The organism is Pseudoxanthomonas sp. USHLN014 (genome assembly GCF_037153335.1).
Taxonomy (GTDB): Bacteria; Pseudomonadota; Gammaproteobacteria; order Xanthomonadales; family Xanthomonadaceae; genus Pseudoxanthomonas_A; species Pseudoxanthomonas_A winnipegensis.
Genome location: NZ_JBBCKO010000006.1, coordinates 197,275 through 219,013, shown reverse-complemented (window position 1 = coordinate 219,013; position 21,739 = coordinate 197,275). Strand labels below are relative to the sequence as shown.

Sequence of the window (21,739 nt, the reverse complement as noted above, 5' to 3'; positions counted from 1 at the left end):
GAGGTGTCGGTATGCACAAACTTTCGCGTCGCGATTTCCTGCAGCGCCTCTCGGCGCTGACCGCCGCCGGCCTGCTGCCTGCCTCCATCGGCCGCGCGCTGGCGCTGCCGGCGCGGGTGCGCAGCGGCACGCTGGCGGACATGGAGCATGTGGTGATCCTGATGCAGGAGAACCGCGCCTTCGATCACTACTTCGGCACGTTGCGCGGGGTGCGCGGCTTCGACGATCCGCGCCCGCTGCGGCTGCGCGATGGCGCGCCGGTATGGCAGCAGCGCCAGGACGGCGGCGCGCCCGTGCTGCCCTTCCACCTGGACACGCGCGCCACCAGCGCGGCGGTGATGAAGAGCCTGGACCACAACTGGAAAGGCGCGCGCGGCCAGGACGCCGCGCGCTGGCAGCACTACGACTGCTGGGTGCCGTACAAGGGCGCGCTGAGCATGGGGCATCTGCAGCGCGCGGACATCCCGTTCTATCACGCGCTGGCCGATGCCTTCACCGTGTGCGATGGCTACTTCTGCTCGCTGCACGGGCCGACCAATCCTAACCGCATGTATCTGTTCACCGGCAGCAGCGGGCTGAGCGTGGGCAACGACGGCGATCAGGCGGTGGACAACGTGGACGATGGCAACTGGACCGCGGACATGAAGCGCGACCGGGCCGACTTCGTCGGCCTGCGCTGGACCACGTATGCCGAACGCCTGCAGGAGGCCGGCATCGACTGGCGCGTCTACCAGGAGTACGACAACTACGGCGACAACCCGCTGTCCTCGTTCGCGCGCTTCCGCGCCATGGACGTGCGCGACCCGCTGTACCGGCGCGGGCGCGGGATCGTGCCCGGCTCCGATGCCGACAATGCGCAGCACAGCACCGCCCAGCACCTGGTCGATGCCTTCGCCGCCGACGTGCGTGACGGAAAGCTGCCGCAGGTGTCGTGGATCGTCGCGCCGTATCCGTACAGCGAGCACCCCGAGGCCACGCCGGCCCATGGCGAGTCGCTGGCCTCGCGCATCCTCGATGCGCTCACCGCCGTGCCCGAGGTCTGGGCGCGGACCTGCCTGATCATCAATTACGACGAGAACGACGGCTTCTTCGACCATGTGCCCGCGCCGCTGCCGGCGCTGGAGGCGCGCATGGGCGCCAGCCAGGTCGAGGTGCGCGGCGAAAGCTACAAGGGCACGCCGGTCGGCCTGGGCGTGCGCGTGCCGATGACGGTGGTCTCGCCGTGGACGCGCGGGGGCTGGGTCGATTCGCAGGTGTTCGACCACACCTCGGTGCTGCGCCTGCTGGAGGCGCGCTTCGGCGTGGCCGAGCCGAACATCAGCCCGTGGCGGCGCGCGGTGGCCGGCGATCTGACCAGCGTGTTCGACTTCGCCACGCCCGATGACTCGGCGCTCTCGGCCCTGCCGTCCACCGCCGACTATCTGCAGCGCATGCAGGCCGCCGCGCGCCAGCCCGCGCCGGTGGTGCCGGTGCCGGGCGCGCAGCCGAAGCAGGAGCCCGGCCAGCGCCCGGCGCGCGCCCTGCCGTACGCGCTGCAGGTGCACACGCGCCACGGCGAGGACGGGCTGCGCCTGGTCTTCGTCAACGACGGGCCGGCGGCGGCGGTGTTCAACGTCTACGCCGACGGCGGCGCGGCCGGGCCCTGGTACTACACGGTGCTGCCGGGCCGCACGCTGGAGGACGCGCCGCATGCGCTGCCGGCCGGCGCCTACGCGCTGGCGGTGCACGGGCCGAACGGCTTCCTGCGCGAGTTCGCCGGCGAGGGCCATGCCGCGCCGGTGGTCGAGGCGACCCAGGACGGCGAGACGCTGGTGCTGCAGCTGTCCAATCCCACGCGCACGCCGGTCGCCCTGCAGCTGCGCGCGCTGGACTACGCCGACCCGGCGCCGCGCAGGATCAGCCTGCGCCCGGGCGAGCGACAGACCGTGCGCATCGAGGTGGCCCAGGCCGACCACTGGTACGACCTGGAACTCACCCAGCCGGGCGGCGCCTTCCGCCGCCGCCTGGCCGGGCACCTGGAAACCGGCCGCCCCAGCCGCAGCGACCCGGCGATCGGGCGGGTGAGCTGACCACGGCGGGCACGCTTCGCGGTGCGGGCGGGGTGCGGTCACAATGGCGCCCCCAACGTCCCGCACCGCCCGATGTCCGTCCCCACCTCCCGCTCCCTGGCCGATTGGCTCAGCTACATCCAGGCCCAGCATCCCAGCGCCATCGAGCTGGGCCTGGAGCGCGTGCGCGCGGTGGCCGAGGCGATGGGCCTGGGCAAGCCGGCGCGCCAGGTCGTCACGGTCGGCGGCACCAACGGCAAGGGCTCGACCGTGGCCTTCCTCGAGGCCATCGCCCGCGCCGGCGGCTGGAAGGTCGGCGCCTACACCTCGCCGCATCTGCGGCGCTACAACGAGCGGGTGCGCATCGACGGCGTGGAGGCCGACGACGCGGCGCTGGTGGAGGGGTTCGAGGCGGTCGAGGCCGCGCGCGGCCACACCCCGCTGACCTATTTCGAATACGGCACGCTGGCCGCGCTGTGGCTGTTCCAGCGCGCCGGGCTGGACCTGGCCGTGCTGGAAGTCGGCCTGGGCGGCCGGCTCGATGCCGTCAACGTGATCGACCCGGACGTGGCGGTGATCACCACCGTGGACATCGACCACACCGACTGGCTGGGCGCCGACCGCGAGGCCATCGGCAAGGAGAAGGCCGGCATCGCCCGGCCGTGGACGCCGCTGGTGCTGGGCGAGGTCACCGCGCCCTCCAGCGTGCTCGGCCACGCCTACGCCATCGGCGCGGCGGTGATCCAGCTGGGCAACGACTTCTTCCACGAGGCGGCCGAGGACGGCCAGTGGCGCTGGCGCGAGGTCGGCACCGAGCTGCTGCTGCCGGCGCTGCCGCTGGACGCGCCGGCACAGCGCGCCAATGCCGCCACCGCGATCGCCGCGCTGCGCGCGCTGCCCGAGGAGCTGCCGGCCAGCGCCTTCGCCGCCGGCATCGCCCAGGCGCGCGTGCCCGGGCGCCTGCAGCGGCTGCAGCGCGCGGGCATCGAGATCCGCCTGGACGTGGGCCACAACCCCCAGGCCGCGCGCGAACTGGCCGCGTTCCTGGACCGGCACCCGGCGCGCACGCTGGCGGTCTACGCCGCGCTGTCGGACAAGGACGCCGCCGGCGTGGCCACCGCGCTGGCGGGGCGCGTGGCGCGCTGGTTCCTGGCCGGGCTGGAGCCCGGCACGCCGCGCGGGCAGGACGCCGATACGCTCGCCGCGCGCCTGGCCGGCACGCCGGCCGCGGCGGGTGAACGTTTTGCCGGCATCGCCGAGGCGCTGCACGCTGCGCTCGAGGCCGCCGCGCCGGGCGAGCGCGTGCTGGTGTTCGGCTCGTTCCACACCGTGGCCGAGGCGCTGGCGGTGCTGGATTCAGGCGCATGAGGAAAGCGCCGCGGCGCGCGCGCTTATAATTCGCCACTTCATCACCAAAGCCGTCGCCCAAGACGATGGATACCGCTTTGAGAAACCGCATCATCGGCGCCATCGTCCTGGTCGCCCTGGCCGTCATCTTCCTGCCCATGCTGATCAAGGGCCCCGCCAGCGACAGCGGCGTCTCGGATGTCTCCACCGATGTGCCCAAGGCGCCGGAGGGCCAGTTCGAGACCCGCGACCTGCCGCTGGTGACCCCCGGCCAGCCCGGCGCCAACGGCGCCACCGGCATGCCCGCCCAGCCCAAGCCGGCCACCGAGACGCTGACCCCGGCCGACGCGCCCAAGCCGGCCACCAACGCCCAGGGCCTGCCGCTGGCCACCGCCGGCGGCGACTACGCGGTGACCTTCGGCGCCTACGCCAGCCAGGCCGATGCCGATGTGGTCATCGACCGCCTGCGCCAGTCCGGGCTCGAGGCCTTCCGCCAGGAGGCCACCATCGGCGGCAAGCCGGCCTGGCGCGTGCGTGTGGGGCCATACGCCGACCGCGCGCAGGCCGAGATCGCGCGCCTGGCCGCGGTCAAGGTGCGCAGCGACGTCAAGGCCGAGGTGATCGCACTGGACGCTGGCAGCGACGCGCCGGCCACCGCGCCCGCGGCCTCCACGCCGCCTGCAGCCACGCCGGCCACCCCCAATCCCGATGCGGCCCAGCTGGCCACCGAGGCGCCGCCGGCGGCCAAGCCCGCGCCCGCGGCCAAGCCTGAACCGGCCGCCAAGCCGGCGCCGACGCCGGCCAAGCCGGCCGCGCCGGTCGAATCCAAGCCCCCGGTCGCCGCCGTGCCCAAGCCGGCCGCCACCGGCGTGGGCTTCGCCGTGCAGGTCGGCGCGTTCGGCAAGGAAGCCGATGCCAACAGCCTGCGCGACAAGCTGCGCGGCAACGGTTTCAGCGCCTTCGTCGAGCCGGTGTCCACCGACAGCGGCCGGCTGTTCCGGGTGCGGGTCGGGCCGGTGTCCACCCGCGCCGAGGCCGACCAGCTCAAGGCGCAGGTCGCCGCGCGCAACGGCCTGACCGGCATCGTCCGCCCGCATCCTTAGAGGCCTTGAAGGACGCCGGTTGGTCCAGGGAGGAAGACCGATGACTTCGAAGCGGCCCAATCCGTCCATCTCTTCACGGCGCCGGGAGTAGCCCGTGATCGATCTGGTCCTGGGCACGGTGATCGTGGTGTCCACCCTGCTGGGGCTGCTGCGCGGCTTCGTCGGGATCGTGGTCGGCACCCTGTCCTGGGTGCTGGCGGGCCTGGCGGCCTTCCTGTTCGGCGACCGCGCCGCGCGCCAGTTCGCCGACGGCGGGACGCCGGGCATGACCGACTACCTGGGCGGCTACGCGCTGACCTTCGTCGGGGTGATGATCGTGGTGGCGCTGATCGGCATGGTGATCAAGGCCTCGGTGCGCAACACCAGCCTCTCGGGCGTGGATCGCCTGGCCGGCGGCGGGCTGGGGCTGGTGCGCGGCGGGTTCTTCGCCTGTGTGCTGGTGCTGCTGCTGTCCTTCACCCCGCTGCCGCACGAGGCGGCCTGGCGCCAGTCGCATCTGATGCCCCTGATCGCGCCCGGCGCGGACTGGATGCGCGCCCAGCTGCCGGAACTGTCCGTGCCGCAAATGCCGGCGATGCCCGATCTGCGGGACATGAACGTGGACCGGTTACGCAACCTGGATCTCAACAACCCGGCCTTGTCAGGCGATAATGGCGCCCTCAACGACAAGTTCCAGCAGGCGGCCGCGCAGCTGCCGCAACTCGGGCAGACGGTGTCCGAGGCTCTGAAGGGCGACGGCGGACGCAGTGCCGGCCGCTGGCCCCAGCCCCTTGAAGACCCCGCACCGGGCGATCCGGCCCAGGTGCATCCCAACGAAGGCGACCCGGCGCGGGTCGTGCCAACGCCCAAGGGCCAGGAACGGTCGCGCTAGTTTCGTCACGTCACCTCGCAGCAAACCCGAGCGGAGAACACCCATGTGCGGCATCGTCGGAATCGTCGGTACCCAGAACGTCGCTGGCCAGCTCTATGACGGCCTGACAGTGCTGCAGCACCGCGGCCAGGATGCCGCCGGCATCGCCACGGCCAACGGCACCCGCCTGCGCGTGCAGAAGGCCAACGGCCTGGTGCGCGATGTGTTCGACGAAAAGCGCATGGCCGTGCTGGAAGGCCGCGTGGGCATCGCCCACTGCCGCTATCCGACCGCCGGTTCGGAGGGCATGGACGAGGCGCAGCCGTTCTACGTCAACTCGCCCTACGGCATCGCCCTGGCGCACAACGGCAACCTGACCAACACCGAGGCGCTGCGCCAGCAGGTGTTCGAGGCCGATCGCCGCAACATCAACACCGACTCGGACAGCGAGGTGCTGCTGAACGTGTTCGCCCACGAGCTGGACGCCCAGCGCATGCTCACCCCCGAGGCGGCGATCCGCGCGGTGGCCGGCGTGCACCGGCGCTGCCGCGGCGGCTACGCGGTGGTCAGCGTGGTGCTGGGCCTGGGCCTGGTGGCCTTCCGCGACCCGCACGGCATCCGCCCGCTGGTGCTGGGCAAGCGCGAGAGCGTGGAGGGCGACGAATACATCGTGGCCTCCGAATCGGCGGTGCTGGACATCCTGGGCTTCGCGCGCGTGCGCGACGTGCGCCCGGGCGAGGCGCTGGTGGTCACCGCGCGCGGCGAGCTGTTCTCCGAGATCTGCGCGACCAGCACCGAGCACGCGCCGTGCATCTTCGAGTACGTGTACTTCGCCCGGCCCGATTCGATGATCGACAACGTCTCGGTGCACAAGGCGCGCATGCGCATGGGCATGAAGCTGGGCGAGAAGATCCTGCGCCTGCGGCCCGACCACGACATCGACACCATCATCCCGATCCCCGACACCTCGCGCGATGCGGCGCTGGAGATCTCCAACGTGCTGGGCGTGAAGTACCGCGAGGGCTTCGTCAAGAACCGCTACGTCGGCCGCACCTTCATCATGCCGGGGCAGGGCGAGCGCACCAAGTCGGTGCGCCGCAAGCTCAACCCGATCCATCTGGAGTTCCGCAACCGCGTGGTGCTGCTGGTCGACGACTCGATCGTGCGCGGCACCACCAGCCGCCAGATCGTGCAGATGGCGCGTGACGCCGGCGCGCGCAAGGTCTACCTGGCCAGCGCCGCGCCGCCGGTGCGCCATCCCAACATCTACGGCATCGACATGCCGGCCGCCGAGGAGCTGGTCGCCCACGGCCGCACCGAGCAGGAGATCGAGGAATTCCTCGGCTGCGACTGGCTGATCTACCAGGACCTGGACGATCTGGAAACGGCCGTGCGCGAGGGCAATCCGCAGCTCAAGCGCTTCGATTCCTCGTGCTTCGACGGCGACTACGTGACCGGCATCGAGCCGGGCTACTTCGAGCGCATCCAGCAGCTGCGCTCGGACGAGGCCAAGCGCAAGCGCCGCGCGGTCTGAGGCCGCCTCGCGTCGATGGCGATCACCCTGGAAGACCTGTGCGTGGCGCTGGGCGAGGACATCAACCGCGCCACGCTGCTGACCGACTGGGCCTGGCTGACCGGCGGCCAGATGCAGCCGCTGATGCTCAGCGTGGCCGGCGATGCCTTCGTGCAGGCCCGGCAGGAACAGGCCGTGTATTTCCTGGACTGCGTCGACGGCGTGCTGGAGAAGGTCGCCGACGATCTGCCTGAATTCCTGCAGCGGCTGGGCGATGCCGATTTCGTCGCGCACTGCTTCCGCTTCGACCTGGTCGCACCGCGGCTGCGCGCCGGCGAGGCGCTCGCCGCGGGCCAGGTCTGGGCCTTCCGCCTGCCGCCGGTGCTGGGCGGCGCGCGCACCAGCGAGGCGCTGGAGCCGACCGACCTGAAGGCCTACCTGTCGCTGACCGGACAGCTGCACGCGCAGGTCGCCTCGCTGCCGCCGGGCGTGACCGTCGACGATCTCTCCCACGCGCTCGAATGAGCGCGGCGGTCGCGAGCCCCGCGCGCGAGCTGTTCGCCGCGGCGCGCCAGTGCCTGGACGCGGCCGATCCGGCCGAGAAGGTCGCCCTGACCCAGCGCTACGCGGCGGCCTTCGCGCGCGGCGAGCTGCCGCTGCCCGAGGACGCGCCGCCGCCCGATCCGATCCGCATGCCCGGCCGCCCGCCGCGACCGCGGCTGGTGCATCCGCGCGAAGTGCCCAAGCGCGGCCTGGGCAGCGTGGAGGGGCGCGCGGCCTTCGTCCATGCCATCGCCCATATCGAACTCAACGCCATCGACCTGGGCTGGGACGCGGTCTACCGCTTCCGCGGCCTGCCGGCTGCGTTCTACGCCGACTGGGTGGGCGTGGCCCACGACGAATCGCGCCACTTCATGCTGCTGCGCACGCGCCTGCAGGCGCTGGGCTACGACTACGGCGACTTCGACGCGCATCACGGCCTGTGGGAGATGTGCGAGAAGACCGCCCACGACGGCCTGGCGCGCATGGCCCTGGTGCCGCGCGTGCTGGAGGCGCGTGGGCTCGACGTCACCCCGGGCATGATCGGCAAGCTGCGTGCGCTGGGCGACACCGATACCGTCGCGATCCTGGAGCTGATCCTGCGCGAGGAAGTGGCGCACGTGGCGGCCGGCTCGCGCTGGTACCGCTGGTACTGCGCCCGCGAGGGCGTCGAGCCGCGCGCGCGCTTCCGTGAACTGCTGCGCCAGTACGCCGGCGGCTATCTGCGCGGACCGTTCAATCTGGAAGCCCGCCTGCAGGCCGGCTTCGACGGGGACGAACTGGCGGCGCTGGAAGCGCCCTGAGCCCGAGCGCGTTGGGGAAATGCGATGGAGTGAGGCCCCACCTGTAGAGCGGAGCTTGCTCCGCTGGAGCTTTCCTCACGAACCGAACGAAGAGCAGCGGAGCTCGCTCCGCTGGAGCCTCCCCCACGAACCGAACGAAGAGCAGCGGAGCTCGCTCCGCTGGAGCCTCCCCCACGAACCGAACGAAGAGCAGCGGAGCAAGCTCCGCTCTACAGGCGGGCCGCGAGAGTTGTGGAGACAGTTGCTCCCACCAGACTTCGCCTCTATTGCACCGGCAGCGACTGCAGGTCATAGCCCTGCGGCGTCACCCGCAGCACCGAGCCCTGCTCGTACCAGTCGCCCAGCACGATGCGCGTGCAGGCCTTCCCGTCGACGGTGAGTTCGTGCACGGCCGGGCGATGGGTGTGGCCATGGATCATGCGCGTCAGGCCGTAGCGCACGAAGCTGGTCTCGACCTCGGCCGGGGTGACGTCGGTCAGCGTCTCGAACTGGGCGCTGTCGTTCTTCATGCCGCCCTGATGCGCGGCGCTGGCCGCACGGGCCTGCGCGGCGAAGGCGATGCGCGCGGCCAGCGGCTGGGCCAGCATGTGCGCCTGCCAGGCCGGATTGCGGGTCTGCGCGCGCACCTGCTGGTAGGCCACGTCCGAGGTGCACAGCAGATCGCCGTGCAGCAGCAGCACCGGCTCGCCGTAGAGTTCGACCACGGCCGGGTCGGGCAGCAGGCGCATGCCGCAGCGTTCGGCGTAGTCCTGGCCGAGCAGGAAGTCGCGGTTGCCGTGGATGAAGAACACCGCCACGCCCGCCTCGCTGACTGCGCGCAGCCCCTGGGCGACCTGGGTGGCCAGCTCGGACGGGTCGTCGTCGCCCACCCAGGCCTCGAACAGGTCGCCCAGGATGTACAGCGCCTCGGCCTGCAGCGCCTCCTGGCGCAAGAACCGCAGGAACAGGTCGGTGATGGCCGGACGGCTGGCGTCCAGGTGCAGGTCGGAGATGAACAGCGTGGTCATCGGCGCATGATACCGGCCCGGCCGCGTGGCGCCGGGTAAAATGGCGGCCATTCCCCGTTCGCACGTTCCCTTGGGCTCTTCATGACCTGCCGTACCCGCTTCGCCCCCAGTCCCACCGGCTATCTGCACATCGGCGGCGCGCGCACCGCGCTGTACTGCTGGCTGGAGGCGCGCCACCGCGGCGGGCAGTTCGTCCTGCGCATCGAAGACACCGACCGCGAGCGCAGCACGCAGGCGGCCATCGACGCGATCCTGGAGGCGATGGACTGGCTGGGCCTGGACTACGACGAGGGCCCGGTCTACCAGACCCAGCGCATCGCGCGCTACCAGGAGATCGCCGAGCAGCTGCTGGCGCAGGGCAAGGCCTACTACGCCTACGAGACGCGCGAGGAGCTCGACGCCATGCGCGAGGCCGCCATGGCCAGGCAGGAGAAGCCGCGCTACAACGGCGCCGCGCGCGAGCTCAACCTGCCGTACCGCGACGATCCCAACCGCGTGATCCGCTTCAAGAACCCGCTCGATGGCAGCGTGGTGTTCGACGACCTGATCAAGGGCCGCATCGAGATCGCCAATGCCGAGCTGGACGACATGGTGATCTTCCGCCCGGACGGCTACCCGACCTACAACTTCGCCGTGGTGGTGGACGACTGGGACATGGGCATCACCGAGGTCATCCGCGGCGACGACCACATCAACAACACCCCGCGCCAGATCAACATCTACCAGGCGCTGGGCGCGCCGGTGCCGAAGTTCGCGCACATGCCGATGATCCTGGACGAGCAGGGCGCCAAGCTGTCCAAGCGCACCGGCGCGGCCGACGTGATGCAGTACAAGGACGCCGGCTACCTGCCGCACGCGCTGATCAACTACCTGGCACGGCTGGGCTGGTCGCACGGCGATCAGGAGCTGTTCTCGCGCCAGGAGCTGATCGAGCTGTTCGACGTCAAGGACGTCAACTCCAAGGCCGCGCGCCTGGACATGGCCAAGCTGGGCTGGGTCAACCAGCACTACCTCAAGACCGACGCGCCGGAGACCATCGCCCCGCAGCTGGTCTATCAGCTGGAGAAGCTGGGCGTGGACCTGGCCGCCGGCCCGGCGCCGGTGGACGTGGTGATCGCCCTGCGCGAGCGCGTGCAGACCCTGAAGGAGATGGCCGAGAAGGCCGTGGTCTGGTACCAGCCGCTGACCGAATACGACGAGGCCGCCGTGGCCAAGCACCTCAAGCCCGCCGCCGGCGCGCCGCTGGCCAAGGCGCGTGAGCTGCTGGCGGCGCTGGGCGAGTGGCAGGTCGAGTCGGTCTCGGCCGCGCTGCACGATGCCGCCGCCGCCCTGGAGCTGGGCATGGGCAAGGTCGCCCAGCCGCTGCGCGTGGCCATCACCGGCACCCAGGTCAGCCCGGACATTTCCCATACCGTGTACCTGGCCGGCCGCGAGCAGGCCTTGAAACGCATCGACGCGGCGCTTATCAAGACCGCGCAAGCCGCCTGATCCCCTAAGGAACGAGCCCCATGGCCGCCGCCAAGCCCGCCTGCATCGCGCCCCATCATCATGTGCACAACGCCGAAGGCTTCGTGCATGCGGTCGAGCACGCCTGCGGCGAGCGCGGCCTGCGCCTGACGCCGATCCGGGCGCGCGTGCTGCGCCTGATCGCCGAGGCCGGCAAGCCGATCAAGGCCTACGAGCTGCTAGACCTGGTGCGCGCTTCCAAGGGCGTGGGCGCCGACGCGCCGCCCACGGTGTACCGCGCGCTGGATTTCCTGATGGCCAACGGCTTCGTGCACAAGCTCGAGTCGGTCAACGCCTTCGTCGCCTGCCACCACCCCAACAGCGCCGCGCATTCGGTGCCGTTCCTGATCTGCGACCGCTGCCATTCGGCGGTGGAGCTGGAGGATCGGGTGGTGGTGGATCAGCTGGAGGCGCGGGCCAAGGCGCTGGGGTTTCAGCCGCAGGCGCAGACGCTGGAAGTGCATGGGTTGTGTGCGCGGTGCGCGGAGGCGCAGTAGTTCGCTTCACTTGTGCTGGGGGCCGCGGTTCGCGGGCTTTTCTTTATAAGCGACGGCTTTTAAAGCTTCTGGAGCAAGAGCTTTCGTGCGGCTTCGCCGCCCGACCTACCTTTCTTTGCTTGTGCAAAGAAAGGTAGGCCAAAGAAAGCACACCCCGGCGGTCGGCTTTTCGCTGCGCGAAAAGTCCGCTCCGGCCGCCGGGAATTTTTGAAAGGGACATCCATGTCCCTTCCAAAAACGACGCGCGTCCTGCGCGTCGCCCTTGGGGTTTGACCCGTCGTCCTCCGCCCGACCTCAAGGGGGAGGTAGGGCAACAGCAGATCAAGAACCAAAGCAAAAGCCAAAGCCAAAGCACAACGGCTTCGGCTGTTGTGGTTGCTTCTGCTTTGGACTTTCAGACCCCCGTGAGGCACGGCGGAGGGGCGAGGACAAGACCCGCAGGGCGCCGCACAGGGATGTGCGGCGTTTTCCGAGGGGACAGGATGTCCCCTTGGAAAATCCCTCGCCCCGGAGCGGACCTGCGCGCAGCGCAGGCGTGCCGCCCGGGGCGTGTTTCTTTGCCTACCTTTCTTTGCACGAGCAAAGAAAGTAGGTCGGGCCGCGAAGCGGCACGAAAGCTTTTGCTTTAAACCACAGCAAGAAGCGCATTGTCGAGCCTCACGCCAGCGCATGGTCGAGCCTCACGCCATCGCTGGTCGAGCCTCCAAAGCCCGCTCCCGGATCGGCAGATTCGCCACCGCCGCGACGAGCGCCAGCGCCATGTCCGCGTACCACATCCACGCGTAGCTGCCCGAGCGCTCCAGCGCCACGCCGCCCAGCCAGGCGCCGAAGAAGCCGCCGATCTGGTGCGAGAGCAGGGTCAAGCCGAACAGCGTGCCCAGGTAGCGCGGTCCGAAGCGCTTGCCGATGATGCCGGCCGTGGGCGGCACGGTCGCCAGCCAGGTGAAGCCCAGCGCCGCGGCGAAGAGGTAGAAGGTCATCGGCGTGGGCGGCGAGATCAGGTACAGCGCGATCAGCAGGGCGCGGCTGCCGTACATCGCGGCCAGCACGTACTTCATCGGCATGCGCTGGCCGAGCGCGCCGGCGGTCAGGCTGCCGGCGACGTTGAACAGGCCGATCAGGGCGATCGAGGTGCCGGCCACGCTGGGCGAGAGGCCGCACAGCGCCACTTCGCCCGGCAGGTGCGTGACCAGGAAGGCGATGTGCACGCCGCAGGTGAAGAAGCCCAGATGCAGCAGCCAGTAGCTGCGGTCGTGCAGGGCGAGGCGCAGCTGTTCGCGCAGGGTCAGGTGGGCGGCCTCGGCGGCGTGGGCGATGGCCGCGGCCGGGTCGCCCCGGCGCGGTTTCAGCAGCGGGGCGATCAGCGGCAGCGTCAGCAGCGAGGCGAAGGCCAGGCCGAACATGGCCGCCGACCAGCTGGCCACGCTGATGCCCAGCGTCACCAGCGGCGCGAAGAGGAACTGCCCCAGCGAGCCGCCGGCGTTGATGACGCCGGAGGCGAAGGAGCGCCTGGCCGCGGGGATGTGCCAGGCGGTGGCCCCGATCAGGATCGAGAAACTGCCGGCGCCGGCGCCGGCCGCCGCCATCAGCCCCAGGCTGAGGATCAGGCCGGCCTGGCTGGTCATGAACGGAGTCAGCGCGCAGCCGGCGGCCATCAGCAGGCCGCCGAACACCAGCACGCGCGCCGGGCCGTGGCGGTCGGCGATCGCGCCGAACACCGGCTGCACCGCGCCCCACACCAACTGCCCGATGGCCAGCGCGAAGCTGATCGAGGCGATGCCGATCCCGGTGCTGGCGGCGATGGGTTTGACGAACAGGCCCGTGGTCTGGCGCACGCCCATGGTCAGCAGCAGCATCGTCGAGGCCACCGCGAGCAGCAGCCATGGCGTGCGTTGGGAAGTAGCCGTGCTCATGCGGCCTCCCGCAGCGGACGCAGCGCCGCATGCAGGGCATCCAGGTCGTCGTTGAGGCGCCGCATCGGGCCGGCGCCGAACAGCGCGGTCATCTGCGCCTGGGCCTGCTGCCACAGCGGGATCGCCTGGGCGATGGCGCGCTCGCCCTTGGGCGTGAGTTGGATCAGGCGCTGGCGCGCGTCTTCGCCGCGCGCTTCGCGCAGCAGGCCACGGGCGAGCAGCGGCCTGAGATTGCGGGTGAGCGTGCTGCGGTCCATGCCACAGACCTCGGCCAGTTCGCCCAGCGTGCGCGTGCCCTTCTGCGCGCGGCGCAGGATGGAGTACTCGTTGAGGCTCAGGCCGATCGCCGCCAGGGCGCGGTCATAGAGCTGCGAGGCCTGGCGCGCGGCGCGGCGCAGCCGGAAGCAGGTGCAGGCGGTGTCCGGGGGCAGGGGCATGACGTGGCTCCGGCGGGTGTCGGCGCGCATGATGCATGCATATGCACGCATTCTGGAATCCGACTTTCCGCAACGCCGGATTCCACGCGCATGCGTGTCCGGCGACGTCGCGCCAGCGCCGTTGGCGGATCAGGCCTTGAGGCTTTACCCAAGCGACCTCAGTCCCGCTTGTAATGCGCGCAAAAAAAAAACGGGCCGGAAGACAGGGGAACGTCTTCCGGCCCGCAATCCCGTGCGGCAGCGCGGGGAGAGAGCAGATGCGCCCCGCACGGGGTGCGCTTGTAGCGCGCGCCCCTCCGGCGGGAGGGGACGCGCTCTGTCTTGGATCAGAAGAACACGCGCACGCCGAAGGTGCCGTTGCGCCCGGGCAGCATCACATCGTCCTTGAGGAAGGAGGTGTGCACGCGCGCGTCTTGGTCGAGCAGGTTGTTGCCGTCCAGGAACACTTCCCACGCGGTCGAACCGGTGTCGATGTGGTAGGCCAGGTGGGCATCGACCATCGTGTAGCCGGCGGTCTCGGTCTCGTTGGCGCCCAGCTTGTCCTGCTTCATGTAGCGCGTGGCACCCAGCGAGGCGCGCCAGTTCGTGGCCTGCCAGCGCAGCTGCGCACCGAAACGGCCCGGCGGGATGCGCGGCACGTTGCCGCCGTCGTTCAGACGGGCGCGCACGGTGTCGCCGAAGACGTGCAGATCCCAGTCGCCGGCGGTGTCGGACTTGGCCAGGTGGAAATCGGCCTCGCCCTCGAAGCCGTGGAAGGTCGCATCGGCCTGGGTCCACTGGCGGATCGGCAGGTAGTCGTCGTCCTCCTCGTGGTACCACTGGCCGCCGGTGTCGGCCACGTAGATGAAGTTGTTGTAGCGGTTGTAGTAGGCCGAGACCTTGGCATCCATCCAGTCGTTGCTGTACTGCAGGCCCAGCTCGGCCTGGTTGGCCTTTTCCTTGTCCAGGTTCGCATCGCCGATCTCATAGGCCAGCGTGGCGATGTGCGGGCCATCGGCGAACAGTTCCTCCTCCACCGGCGCGCGCTCGGAGTGGTCCAGGTTGGCGGTCAGGCGCCAGCCTTCGGCCAGGCCGAAGCCGAAGCTGGCCGAGAAGCTGGTCGGCTTGAAGTCGGGCGACAGGCCGGTGTCGGTCTCGTACTTGACCCGGTCGATGCGCGCGCCCAGCTCGGTGGAGAAGCGGCCCCAGGCGTTCTTGGTCACCGCGAACAGGCCGACCGACTTGGTGTCGGTCTTGGGCACGAAGGATTCCTCGCCCACGGCGCGGAAGGTGCTGTCGGTGCCCTGCAGGCCGATCGCGCTCTGCCAGCCGCTGTCGGCGCTGAAGGTCGCTTCCACGCGGCCCTCGTTGGCGCGCTTGAAGAAGCTGGTGCCGACTTCCTCGCCCTCGAACTCGGTGTGGTCGTAGCGGGTGTGCGAGAAGCTGTAGCGCAGGCCGCTGCCGGCGCCCCAGGGATCGTTGAGGCCGCCCTTCACGTCGAAGCGGTCCTGGTGCAGCTCCAGGTGCACGCCGCGCTCGCCCTGCGCCAGGTCGCCCGGCTCGCCGGGGTTGCCGTAGCTGTCGTTGAAGCGCGAGATCGACGCGCCGAAGAAGCCCCAGTCACCCGACAGCGACGCGCCGAACGAGCCGGTCTTGGTGTCCTGGAAGGTGTTGGCCTGCGGTCCCTTGGGCGTGTCGTAGTCCTTGGCGTTGCGGTAGACGCCGTCGGCGTGGATCGACAGGCCGCCGTTGCCGGCGTCGATGCGCGCCATGCTGGTCTGGCCGTCCTTGTCGCCGAAGTCCACGCGCGTCTCGGCGCGGCCGGTGACGCCCTGCACCGGCGTCTCGGCGATGCGGCCATCGACCACGTTCACCGCGCCGCCGATGGCGCCGTTGCCGTAGAGCAGGGTGGACGGGCCCTTGAGCACCTCGATCTGGTCGGCCAGGAACGGCTCGATCGCCGGGGAGTGGTCCTGGCTCACGGTGGACACGTCCTGAGTGATCATGCCGTCGGACATCACCGCCACGCGCGGGCCGTCGAGGCCGCGCATGATCGGCCGGCCCACGCCGGGGCCGAAGTTGGACGACTGCACGCCGGGGATGCCCTGCAGGGTCTCGCCCAGGCTGGAGGCGCGCGCCTCGTCGAGCCGCTCGCCGGCCAGCACGTTGACCGGTTGGCTCAGGTCGTCGGCGGCGCTGCGGAACGGGTCGGCGGTCACCTTGATCGCGTCCAGGTCCTTGGCATGCAGATGCTCGGCGCGGCCGTGGCGGCTGTCGCTGGACGGGGCGGTGGTCGCCTCCTGGGCATGGGCGCCGAAGCCGACCAGGGCCAGGCCGAGGGCGGCGGCGAGCGGGGCGCGTGACAGCGCGGACACACCGGCGCTGCGGAAGGAAGATCGCGTCATAAATGGCAACTTCTGGGGAGGGAGGTCATCAGGAAACATTAACGTTATAATATATCGACATCAACTCGGTGCCTGGCCCGAAAGTCATACTCCACCCGCATGAGCTCTCCCTTCCGTTCCTGGCTGGACCGCATCGGCGCCACCGGCTCCCTGGTCTGCGCGGTGCACTGCGCGGTACTGCCGCTCTTGATCGCGCTGCTGCCGGCGCTAGGGCTGTCGGCCTGGCTGGGCGAGGGCTTCGAGCGGATCTTCGTGGTGTTCGCTTCGCTGCTGGGGGTGTTCAGTCTGGCCGCGGGCTATCGCCGGCATCGGGTGCTGCGCGCGCTGGGCGTGCTGCTGGTCGGGCTGGCGGTGCTGTGGGTCGCGGTGCTGTACCCGCCGCTGCATCACAGTCTGGTGCCGCATGCGGTGGCCATGACCTTCGGCGGCACGCTGGTGGGCGTGGCGCATCTGGTGAATCTGCGGCTGAACCACGGCCACGTCCACGACGCGCGCTGCGCGCACTGAGGGCCTGGCCGGCCTGTGGTGCCCCGCGGGGCTGTGGTAGCCTCTCCGGCCCTGCGCGCCGGCCTTCACGCCGGCCGCGCACTCGCCGCAACCGGCGGGCCACCAACACGAGGAGTACGCAGATGGGCAAGGGTGATCGCAAAACCGCCAAGGGCAAGCGCTACAACGCCAGCTATGGCAATTCGCGCAAGCACGGCGCCGCCGTCGCCGCGCCGGTGACCGCCAAGTCGGTCGCCAAGTCGCCGGCCAAGAAGGCCGTGGCGAAGAAGACGGTGGCCAAGGCCGGCTGATCGCCGCCTTCCATCGCTCTGCAGACAGAAGCGCGGCGCCCCTTGGGCGCCGCGTTTTCTTTTGGGTTTTCGGCTGGCGTGCGAGGTGGGTAAAGCGGACTTCGCTGGCCAGCCTCGACCCGGTTGGGCGCGGTTCCTCGGCTCGGTCTGCCGACACCCGGATGGGAAAGGACTGACGGCGCCGCATGCTTCGGTGGGAGCAACTGTCTCTCAGTTCAAGCCGCGGCCTTGTTGTAGAGCGGAGCTTGCTCCGCTGGGGCTTTTCCCATGAACCGAACGAAGAGCAGCGGAGCAAGCTCCGCTCTACAGGTGGGAGCCGCTAAGGCGGCGATGAGGCTTTACCGGGCAGTGGCCGCGCCTAGCGAGGCAGGAGCCGAGCGCCCGAGTCAGGGCAGGATGCCCTGATTGAGGGATAAGCGGCCACTGCTCGCCGGACCGCTGCCCCTTCCGAAGTCGAGAAGCTCGCGCACGAAGATGCACGGCGATCCCTCGATCAGGAGAAGAGCCCCTTCCGCTCCCGCTTCAGCCGCTAAAGCCGCTGGCCGACGTCGATGCGGTTGCCATCCGGGTCGGCGAAGACGAAGCCGCGCAGGCCATAGTCCGCGTCGCGCAGCGCCTTGATGATGCGGATGTCGGCCTGCTGCAGATGCGCGTAGAGCGCGGCCGCGTCGTCGACCAGGAGATGCGCCAGATTGCGCCGGTCCGGCTTGTGCGTCCGGTCCAGCGAAAGATGCACCTCCGCCGCGTCCTTCTTGAGGATCACGAAGCCCACCGGGCTGCCGTTCTCGAAGGTCTTGGCGAAGCCCAGGACGCCGACGTAGAACGCCAGCGCCCGCGCGATGTCGGCCACCGGCAGGGTCGGGGCGATCCGGCCGAAGGCGAAGGGATGCGGGGATGAGGTCACGGACATGCATTGAACTCCAGCTCGATCGCGCAGCGGCCAGGGGCGGGGCGGTGCCCGGGGGGCTGGCGTGCGCGCAGGAGCGGAGCGGTGTCCGCAGGCAGGCGCATGGTAGCGCGCCGCGCGTGGCGATCCATGGCCCGCCTGCGACACGGCCGGCAGGCGCGCCTGGTCAGTTGAACAGGCCGGCGCGCTGCGGCACGGGCGGCAGCGCGCCCTCCAGCTGCAGCAGGAACTGCTTGGTCGGCAGGCCGCCGCCGAAGCCGGTCAGCGCGCCGTCGGCGCCGATCACCCGATGGCAGGGCAGCACGATCGGCAGCGGGTTGCGGCCGTTGGCCGCGCCGACCGCGCGGCTGGCGCCGGGGCGACCGACGCGCTGGGCCAGCTGCGCGTAGCTCCAGGTGGCGCCGAAGGGGATCTGCGCCAGCGCCAGCCAGACCTGGCGCTGGAAGGCGGTGCCGTGCGGCGCCAGCGGCAGGTCGAAGGCCTGCAGGCGCCCGGCGAAATAGGCGTCGAGCTGGGCCTGGGCCTCGCGCAGCAGCGAATGGTCGCCCTGTTCCCAGGCTTCCAGCCGCTTGACCGGATGCCGGTTCTCCGGGAACTCGATGCCGTGCAGGCCGGCATCGCTGGCGGCCACGCGCAGCGGGCCGACCGGGCTGGGGAAGTGGCGTTCGAAAATGGTCATGGTAGGTCCTTGGCAGGGCGTTCGGGCGATCGGGTGGGCGTGGCCGGCATGGCGTCCTTCCACAGGTGCAGCACGGCGTAGCCGCGCCAGGGCCGCCAGGCCTGGGCATGGGCGGCCAGTGCGCGCGCGCTCAGGCGCGTGCCGTCGTTGGGCAGGGCCCGCTGCAGGACGAGGTCTTCGGCCGGGAAGGCGTCGGGATGGCCGAGCCCGCGCAGCGCCAGGTAGTGCGCGGTCCACGGGCCGATGCCGGGCAGGGCGACCCAACGCGCGACGAAGTCGTCCAGCGGCGCGTCCGGGCGGAAATCCACGCGCCCGTCCAGCACCGCCTGCGCCACCGTGCGCACCGTGGCCGCGCGCGCCTGGGTCAGGCCGATCGCGGTGAGATCGGCGTCGGCCAGCGCCTCGGGCGTGGGGAACAGATGCGTATGGGCCTCGCTGCGCAGCGGCTCGGGCAGCGGCGCGCCGAAGGCCTGCGCCAGCCGGGCGGTGAAGGTGCGCGCGGCGGCCACGCTGACCTGCTGGCCGATCACCGCGCGCACCGCGATCTCGAAGCCATCCCAGCCGCTGGGGATGCGCAGGCCGGGCCTTCGCTCGAGCAGCGGCGCCAGGCGAGGGTCGTGGCCCAGCGCCGCGGCGATCGCCTGCGGATCGGCGTCCAGGTCGAACATGCGACGCAGCCGCGCGACCACGCCCAGCATCCGCGCCGGCGCGATCCGCTGCAGTTCCAGCCGCAGCGCGTGTTCGCCGCGCGGCCAGGCGCTGACGCGCAGCCAGCCCGGGGATACGATCGGGCCGACCACGCGCGCATAGGAGATCGCATCGACATGCTCCACGCCCGGCAGCGCGCGCCCGCGCAGGAAGTCGAGCATCGCGCCGAAGTCGTACGGCGGGCGATAGCCCAGGCGCAGCACCAGGGTCTCGTCGGCCGCCGCCGGCACCTCGCGCTTGCGCAGCTCGCGCGGGGCCATGCGATAGGCCTCCTTGAACACGGTGTTGAAGCGCCGCAGGCTGCCGAAGCCGGCGGCCATGGCCACGTCGGTGATCGGCAGGGCGGTCTCGGTCAGCAGCTGCTTGGCGAACAGCAGACGGCGCGTGGCGTGCACGCCCAGCGGCGAGGTGCCCAGGCGGTCGGCGAACAGCCGCCGCAGCTGGCGTTCGCTCAAGGCCAGGCGCTGCGCCAGCGCCGATAGTGGTGCATCGGTCAGCAGGCCGGCATCGATCAGCTTGAGCGCACGCGCCACCGCGTCGTCGCCGCGGCGCCAGGCGCCGTGCTCGGGCGAGAGCTCGGGGCGGCAGCGCAGGCAGGGGCGATAGCCGGCGGCCTCGGCCGCGGCGGCGGACGGGAAGTAGCTGACGTTCTCGCGCCGCGGCGCCGGCGCCGGGCACACCGGGCGGCAATAGATCCCGGTGCTGGACACGGCGGTGAAGAACAGCCCGTCGAAGCGCGCATCGCGGCTCAGGCGGGCGCGTTCGCACAGGGCGGCATCGGGCAGGGGCGAGGTCATGGCCGGCAGGCTAGCACCGGCCATGCGGCCCTACTGGCCGTTTTCGGACATCAATGCGCGGGCGGCTGCAGTCCTGCCTGCAGCGGCGCCAGCGTGCCGTCGTTGGGCTGGGGCGGCACCTGCAGCAGGCGCGCCAGCAGCGGATAGACATCGACGTTGTCGAACGCCGGCAGCACCACGCCGCGCCGGAACGCCGGACCGTGGGCGATGAAGATGGCGCGCATCGATTCCAGCGCCGGGTCGTAGCCGTGCGAGCCGCGGTCGTGGCCGAGCAGGCGGCGGCGCGCGGCCTGTTCGGCCGGCAGGGCGTCCCAGCCCTCGTCCATCTGGCACACGATCGGCGGGATGCGCGCGTTGCTGCCGTAGTGCCAGCGCGCCGGCAGTTCGCCCTTGCGCCAGCAGGTGTAGGGCGGGTGGCGGCCGAGCAGGCGGGCCTCGACCGCCGCCTCGAAGCCCGGGTTGGGCTGCACGCCGACCACCTGGCCGACCGACACCACTACCGCCTCCTGCTTGCTGACCATGTCCTCCACCGCGACCACATGCTCGGGGGCGACGGTGGCCATGCCGTGGTCGGAGACGATCACGATGTTGGTGCGCTCCAGCTGGCCGTGCGCCCGCAGCGTGTCCAGCAGCGCGCCCACGGCGGCGTCCACACGGCGCAGGGCCTCGCGCACCTGCGGCGAATCGGGGCCGTGGTTGTGGCCTTCTTCGTCCACGTCTTCCATGTACAGCGCGGCCAGCGCCGGCCGCGCCTGGACCGGTCCGGTCAGCCAGCCGGCCACGTCGGCGGCGCGGGTGGCGGCCGGGATGGCGGTGTCGAACAGGCGGTATTCGTTGGGGCGCACGCCGCCGATGGGTGCGCTGCTGCCCGGCCAGGCCCAGATCGCGGTCTTCAGGCCGTGTTGTTCGGCGGTGACCCAGATCGGCGTGGCCTCGCTCCACCAGCGCGCATCCCCGGTGGCCTGGGTGTCGGCGACCTTGAATTCGCCCAGGCCTGCCTCGCGCATGGAGTTGTGGATCACGCCGTGGTGGTCCGGGCGCTGGCCGGTGACCAGGGTGTAGTGGTTGGGGAAGGTCAGTGTGGGATACGAGGGCGTCATCCACTGCGCGCGCACGCCGTCGCGCGCCAGCGCGTCCAGGTGCGGCGTGTTGCCCCGGCCCAGGTAACTGGCGCGCAGGGCGTCGATGGAGATCAGCAGGACCGGGTCGGGGGACGCGGGCCGGGTCGGCGCGGAGGCGCAGGCCGACAGCAGCAACAGGCCGGCCAGCCACGCGGCCCGAAAAGCAGACGAAAACATGCGGGACACAGGCGATGAGGGGCCTTCGAGCTTGGCAGAAAGCCATGACCGGCGCACGGCGGACCGGTGCCGCACGCCGACCCATCGGTGCGCGTGAAGGCGTCCGTGCACTTCTTTCACTCCTGCATTGCGCGCGCGGGTCTACACGGTCTGCGCCACATGTGTGGCGAGCTCGAGCGAGTACGCAAGATGGACAAGAATCGCGTGGAAGGTGCCAAGCACCAGGTCAAGGGCGGCCTGAAGGAAGCCGCCGGCAAGCTGACCGGCAACAAGACCAAGGAAGCGGCCGGCAAGCTGGAGAAGAACGCCGGCAAGGTCCAGCAGGACGTGGGCAAGGCGGCAGACGCGGCCCGTCGCCCCAAGCACTGAGCGCGGGCAGGCCCGACGCGTCCGCCACGGGGCGATCACGCGTGCTGGCGTATCAGCTGACAGGCCGAGGCATTCGCTTCGGCCTGTTTGTCTTTGGCTCCCTGCCCGGGGCGTGGGCGGGGGATCAAGGATCTCCGGAAGGTGCTTGGTCTCTTCAAGGCAGCGGTCGCGCATCGTTGCCCGGCAAGAGGTGCGCGCCTTCCTTCCACTGATCAACGGGATGTCAGATGCGTGCA

At 70.8% G+C, this 21,739-nt stretch carries 20 protein-coding genes; 12 read left to right on the top strand and 8 right to left on the bottom strand.

All coding sequences use genetic code 11. From position 1 onward, the window contains the following. Positions 1-11: 11 nt before the first annotated feature. From WFQ05_RS12990 to WFQ05_RS12960, 7 genes are all read left to right on the top strand, one after another. Complete coding sequence (locus WFQ05_RS12990; RefSeq protein WP_337054159.1) at positions 12-2,069, top strand: phospholipase C, phosphocholine-specific; 2,058 nt, start codon at positions 12-14, stop codon at positions 2,067-2,069. Between the two features lie 72 nt (positions 2,070-2,141). Further along, positions 2,142-3,416: a bifunctional tetrahydrofolate synthase/dihydrofolate synthase gene (folC, locus tag WFQ05_RS12985; protein WP_337054158.1), complete on the top strand. Its 1,275-nt coding sequence runs from the start codon at positions 2,142-2,144 to the stop codon at positions 3,414-3,416. A gap of 65 nt (positions 3,417-3,481) precedes the next feature. Continuing rightward, complete coding sequence (locus WFQ05_RS12980; protein ID WP_286576964.1) at positions 3,482-4,498, top strand: SPOR domain-containing protein; 1,017 nt, start codon at positions 3,482-3,484, stop codon at positions 4,496-4,498. A 94-nt stretch (positions 4,499-4,592) separates the two neighbouring features. Next, positions 4,593-5,369 carry a CvpA family protein gene (locus WFQ05_RS12975; RefSeq protein ID WP_337054157.1) on the top strand — a complete coding sequence of 259 codons (777 nt, stop codon included), beginning with the start codon at positions 4,593-4,595 and terminating at the stop codon, positions 5,367-5,369. A 43-nt stretch (positions 5,370-5,412) separates the two neighbouring features. Continuing rightward, positions 5,413-6,882, top strand: coding sequence for an amidophosphoribosyltransferase (gene purF, locus WFQ05_RS12970; RefSeq protein ID WP_130523444.1), 1,470 nt, complete (start codon positions 5,413-5,415; stop codon positions 6,880-6,882). Positions 6,883-6,897: 15 nt separating this feature from the next. Further along, positions 6,898-7,386, top strand: a complete 489-nt coding sequence (locus WFQ05_RS12965) for a T6SS immunity protein Tdi1 domain-containing protein (protein WP_337054156.1) — start codon at positions 6,898-6,900, stop codon at positions 7,384-7,386. Further along, positions 7,383-8,204 carry a ferritin-like domain-containing protein gene (locus tag WFQ05_RS12960; RefSeq protein ID WP_337054155.1) on the top strand — a complete coding sequence of 274 codons (822 nt, stop codon included), beginning with the start codon at positions 7,383-7,385 and terminating at the stop codon, positions 8,202-8,204. The genes WFQ05_RS12965 and WFQ05_RS12960 overlap by 4 nt, the downstream gene beginning before the upstream one ends. A gap of 263 nt (positions 8,205-8,467) precedes the next feature. Here WFQ05_RS12960 and lpxH read toward each other — a convergent pair whose 3' ends face one another. Next, positions 8,468-9,211, bottom strand: a complete 744-nt coding sequence (lpxH, locus tag WFQ05_RS12955) for a UDP-2,3-diacylglucosamine diphosphatase (RefSeq protein ID WP_337054154.1) — start codon at positions 9,209-9,211, stop codon at positions 8,468-8,470. Between the two features lie 81 nt (positions 9,212-9,292). Here lpxH and gltX point away from each other — a divergent pair, with 81 nt between their 5' ends. Next, complete coding sequence (gltX, locus tag WFQ05_RS12950) at positions 9,293-10,699, top strand: glutamate--tRNA ligase (RefSeq protein WP_337054153.1); 1,407 nt, start codon at positions 9,293-9,295, stop codon at positions 10,697-10,699. Between the two features lie 20 nt (positions 10,700-10,719). Further along, a complete protein-coding gene (locus WFQ05_RS12945) occupies positions 10,720-11,214 on the top strand; it encodes a transcriptional repressor (protein ID WP_130516090.1) in 495 nt (164 codons plus the stop codon). Positions 11,215-11,894: 680 nt separating this feature from the next. On the opposite strand, the gene WFQ05_RS12940 is transcribed toward WFQ05_RS12945, so the two are convergent. The 3 genes from WFQ05_RS12940 to WFQ05_RS12930 form a co-directional block, all read right to left on the bottom strand. Further along, the gene (locus tag WFQ05_RS12940; RefSeq protein ID WP_337054152.1) at positions 11,895-13,127 is read right to left on the bottom strand and encodes an MFS transporter; all 1,233 of its coding nucleotides are present in this window, start codon (positions 13,125-13,127) and stop codon (positions 11,895-11,897) included. Then, positions 13,124-13,564, bottom strand: coding sequence for a MarR family winged helix-turn-helix transcriptional regulator (locus tag WFQ05_RS12935; protein ID WP_228257773.1), 441 nt, complete (start codon positions 13,562-13,564; stop codon positions 13,124-13,126). Before WFQ05_RS12935 ends, WFQ05_RS12940 begins: the two co-directional genes overlap by 4 nt. Positions 13,565-13,890: 326 nt before the next feature. Next, positions 13,891-15,948: a TonB-dependent receptor gene (locus tag WFQ05_RS12930; protein ID WP_337054151.1), complete on the bottom strand. Its 2,058-nt coding sequence runs from the start codon at positions 15,946-15,948 to the stop codon at positions 13,891-13,893. A gap of 99 nt (positions 15,949-16,047) precedes the next feature. Between WFQ05_RS12930 and WFQ05_RS12925 the strand changes: the two genes are divergently transcribed. Both WFQ05_RS12925 and WFQ05_RS12920 read left to right on the top strand, forming a co-directional pair. Beyond that, positions 16,048-16,455, top strand: coding sequence for a MerC domain-containing protein (locus tag WFQ05_RS12925; protein ID WP_130516096.1), 408 nt, complete (start codon positions 16,048-16,050; stop codon positions 16,453-16,455). 122 nt (positions 16,456-16,577) lie between these two features. Next, the gene (locus tag WFQ05_RS12920) at positions 16,578-16,745 is read left to right on the top strand and encodes a 30S ribosomal protein THX (RefSeq protein ID WP_130516098.1); all 168 of its coding nucleotides are present in this window, start codon (positions 16,578-16,580) and stop codon (positions 16,743-16,745) included. Between the two features lie 529 nt (positions 16,746-17,274). Here WFQ05_RS12920 and WFQ05_RS12915 read toward each other — a convergent pair. The 4 genes from WFQ05_RS12915 to WFQ05_RS12900 all read right to left on the bottom strand — a co-directional run bounded on the left by WFQ05_RS12915 (position 17,275) and on the right by WFQ05_RS12900 (position 21,134). Next, positions 17,275-17,655, bottom strand: coding sequence for a VOC family protein (locus WFQ05_RS12915; protein WP_337054150.1), 381 nt, complete (start codon positions 17,653-17,655; stop codon positions 17,275-17,277). A gap of 163 nt (positions 17,656-17,818) precedes the next feature. Next, a complete protein-coding gene (locus WFQ05_RS12910) occupies positions 17,819-18,331 on the bottom strand; it encodes a methylated-DNA--[protein]-cysteine S-methyltransferase (protein ID WP_337054149.1) in 513 nt (170 codons plus the stop codon). After that, on the bottom strand, positions 18,328-19,860 hold the full coding sequence (locus WFQ05_RS12905; protein ID WP_337054148.1) for an AlkA N-terminal domain-containing protein: 1,533 nt from the start codon (positions 19,858-19,860) through the stop codon (positions 18,328-18,330). The genes WFQ05_RS12910 and WFQ05_RS12905 overlap by 4 nt, the downstream gene beginning before the upstream one ends. 26 nt (positions 19,861-19,886) lie before the next feature. After that, complete coding sequence (locus tag WFQ05_RS12900; protein WP_337054147.1) at positions 19,887-21,134, bottom strand: ectonucleotide pyrophosphatase/phosphodiesterase; 1,248 nt, start codon at positions 21,132-21,134, stop codon at positions 19,887-19,889. Positions 21,135-21,323: 189 nt separating this feature from the next. Between WFQ05_RS12900 and WFQ05_RS12895 the strand changes: the two genes are divergently transcribed. Next, positions 21,324-21,503 carry a CsbD family protein gene (locus WFQ05_RS12895; RefSeq protein ID WP_130519816.1) on the top strand — a complete coding sequence of 60 codons (180 nt, stop codon included), beginning with the start codon at positions 21,324-21,326 and terminating at the stop codon, positions 21,501-21,503. Positions 21,504-21,739: the final 236 nt, after the last annotated feature.

Excerpts from the sequence above, each read along its gene's own strand:
- WFQ05_RS12990 (WP_337054159.1), top strand. The coding sequence starts at position 12 with ATGCACAAACTTTCGCGTCGCGATTTCCTGCAGCGCCTCTCGGCGCTG.
- folC (WP_337054158.1), top strand. The coding sequence starts at position 2,142 with ATGTCCGTCCCCACCTCCCGCTCCCTGGCCGATTGGCTCAGCTACATC.
- WFQ05_RS12980 (WP_286576964.1), top strand. The coding sequence starts at position 3,482 with ATGGATACCGCTTTGAGAAACCGCATCATCGGCGCCATCGTCCTGGTC.
- purF (WP_130523444.1), top strand. The coding sequence starts at position 5,413 with ATGTGCGGCATCGTCGGAATCGTCGGTACCCAGAACGTCGCTGGCCAG.
- WFQ05_RS12965 (WP_337054156.1), top strand. The coding sequence starts at position 6,898 with ATGGCGATCACCCTGGAAGACCTGTGCGTGGCGCTGGGCGAGGACATC.
- WFQ05_RS12960 (WP_337054155.1), top strand. The coding sequence starts at position 7,383 with ATGAGCGCGGCGGTCGCGAGCCCCGCGCGCGAGCTGTTCGCCGCGGCG.
- lpxH (WP_337054154.1), bottom strand. The coding sequence starts at position 9,211 with ATGACCACGCTGTTCATCTCCGACCTGCACCTGGACGCCAGCCGTCCG.
- gltX (WP_337054153.1), top strand. The coding sequence starts at position 9,293 with ATGACCTGCCGTACCCGCTTCGCCCCCAGTCCCACCGGCTATCTGCAC.
- WFQ05_RS12945 (WP_130516090.1), top strand. The coding sequence starts at position 10,720 with ATGGCCGCCGCCAAGCCCGCCTGCATCGCGCCCCATCATCATGTGCAC.
- WFQ05_RS12940 (WP_337054152.1), bottom strand. The coding sequence starts at position 13,127 with ATGAGCACGGCTACTTCCCAACGCACGCCATGGCTGCTGCTCGCGGTG.
- WFQ05_RS12935 (WP_228257773.1), bottom strand. The coding sequence starts at position 13,564 with ATGCCCCTGCCCCCGGACACCGCCTGCACCTGCTTCCGGCTGCGCCGC.
- WFQ05_RS12930 (WP_337054151.1), bottom strand. The coding sequence starts at position 15,948 with ATGACGCGATCTTCCTTCCGCAGCGCCGGTGTGTCCGCGCTGTCACGC.
- WFQ05_RS12925 (WP_130516096.1), top strand. The coding sequence starts at position 16,048 with ATGAGCTCTCCCTTCCGTTCCTGGCTGGACCGCATCGGCGCCACCGGC.
- WFQ05_RS12920 (WP_130516098.1), top strand. The coding sequence starts at position 16,578 with ATGGGCAAGGGTGATCGCAAAACCGCCAAGGGCAAGCGCTACAACGCC.
- WFQ05_RS12915 (WP_337054150.1), bottom strand. The coding sequence starts at position 17,655 with ATGTCCGTGACCTCATCCCCGCATCCCTTCGCCTTCGGCCGGATCGCC.
- WFQ05_RS12910 (WP_337054149.1), bottom strand. The coding sequence starts at position 18,331 with ATGACCATTTTCGAACGCCACTTCCCCAGCCCGGTCGGCCCGCTGCGC.
- WFQ05_RS12905 (WP_337054148.1), bottom strand. The coding sequence starts at position 19,860 with ATGGCCGGTGCTAGCCTGCCGGCCATGACCTCGCCCCTGCCCGATGCC.
- WFQ05_RS12900 (WP_337054147.1), bottom strand. The coding sequence starts at position 21,134 with ATGTTTTCGTCTGCTTTTCGGGCCGCGTGGCTGGCCGGCCTGTTGCTG.
- WFQ05_RS12895 (WP_130519816.1), top strand. The coding sequence starts at position 21,324 with ATGGACAAGAATCGCGTGGAAGGTGCCAAGCACCAGGTCAAGGGCGGC.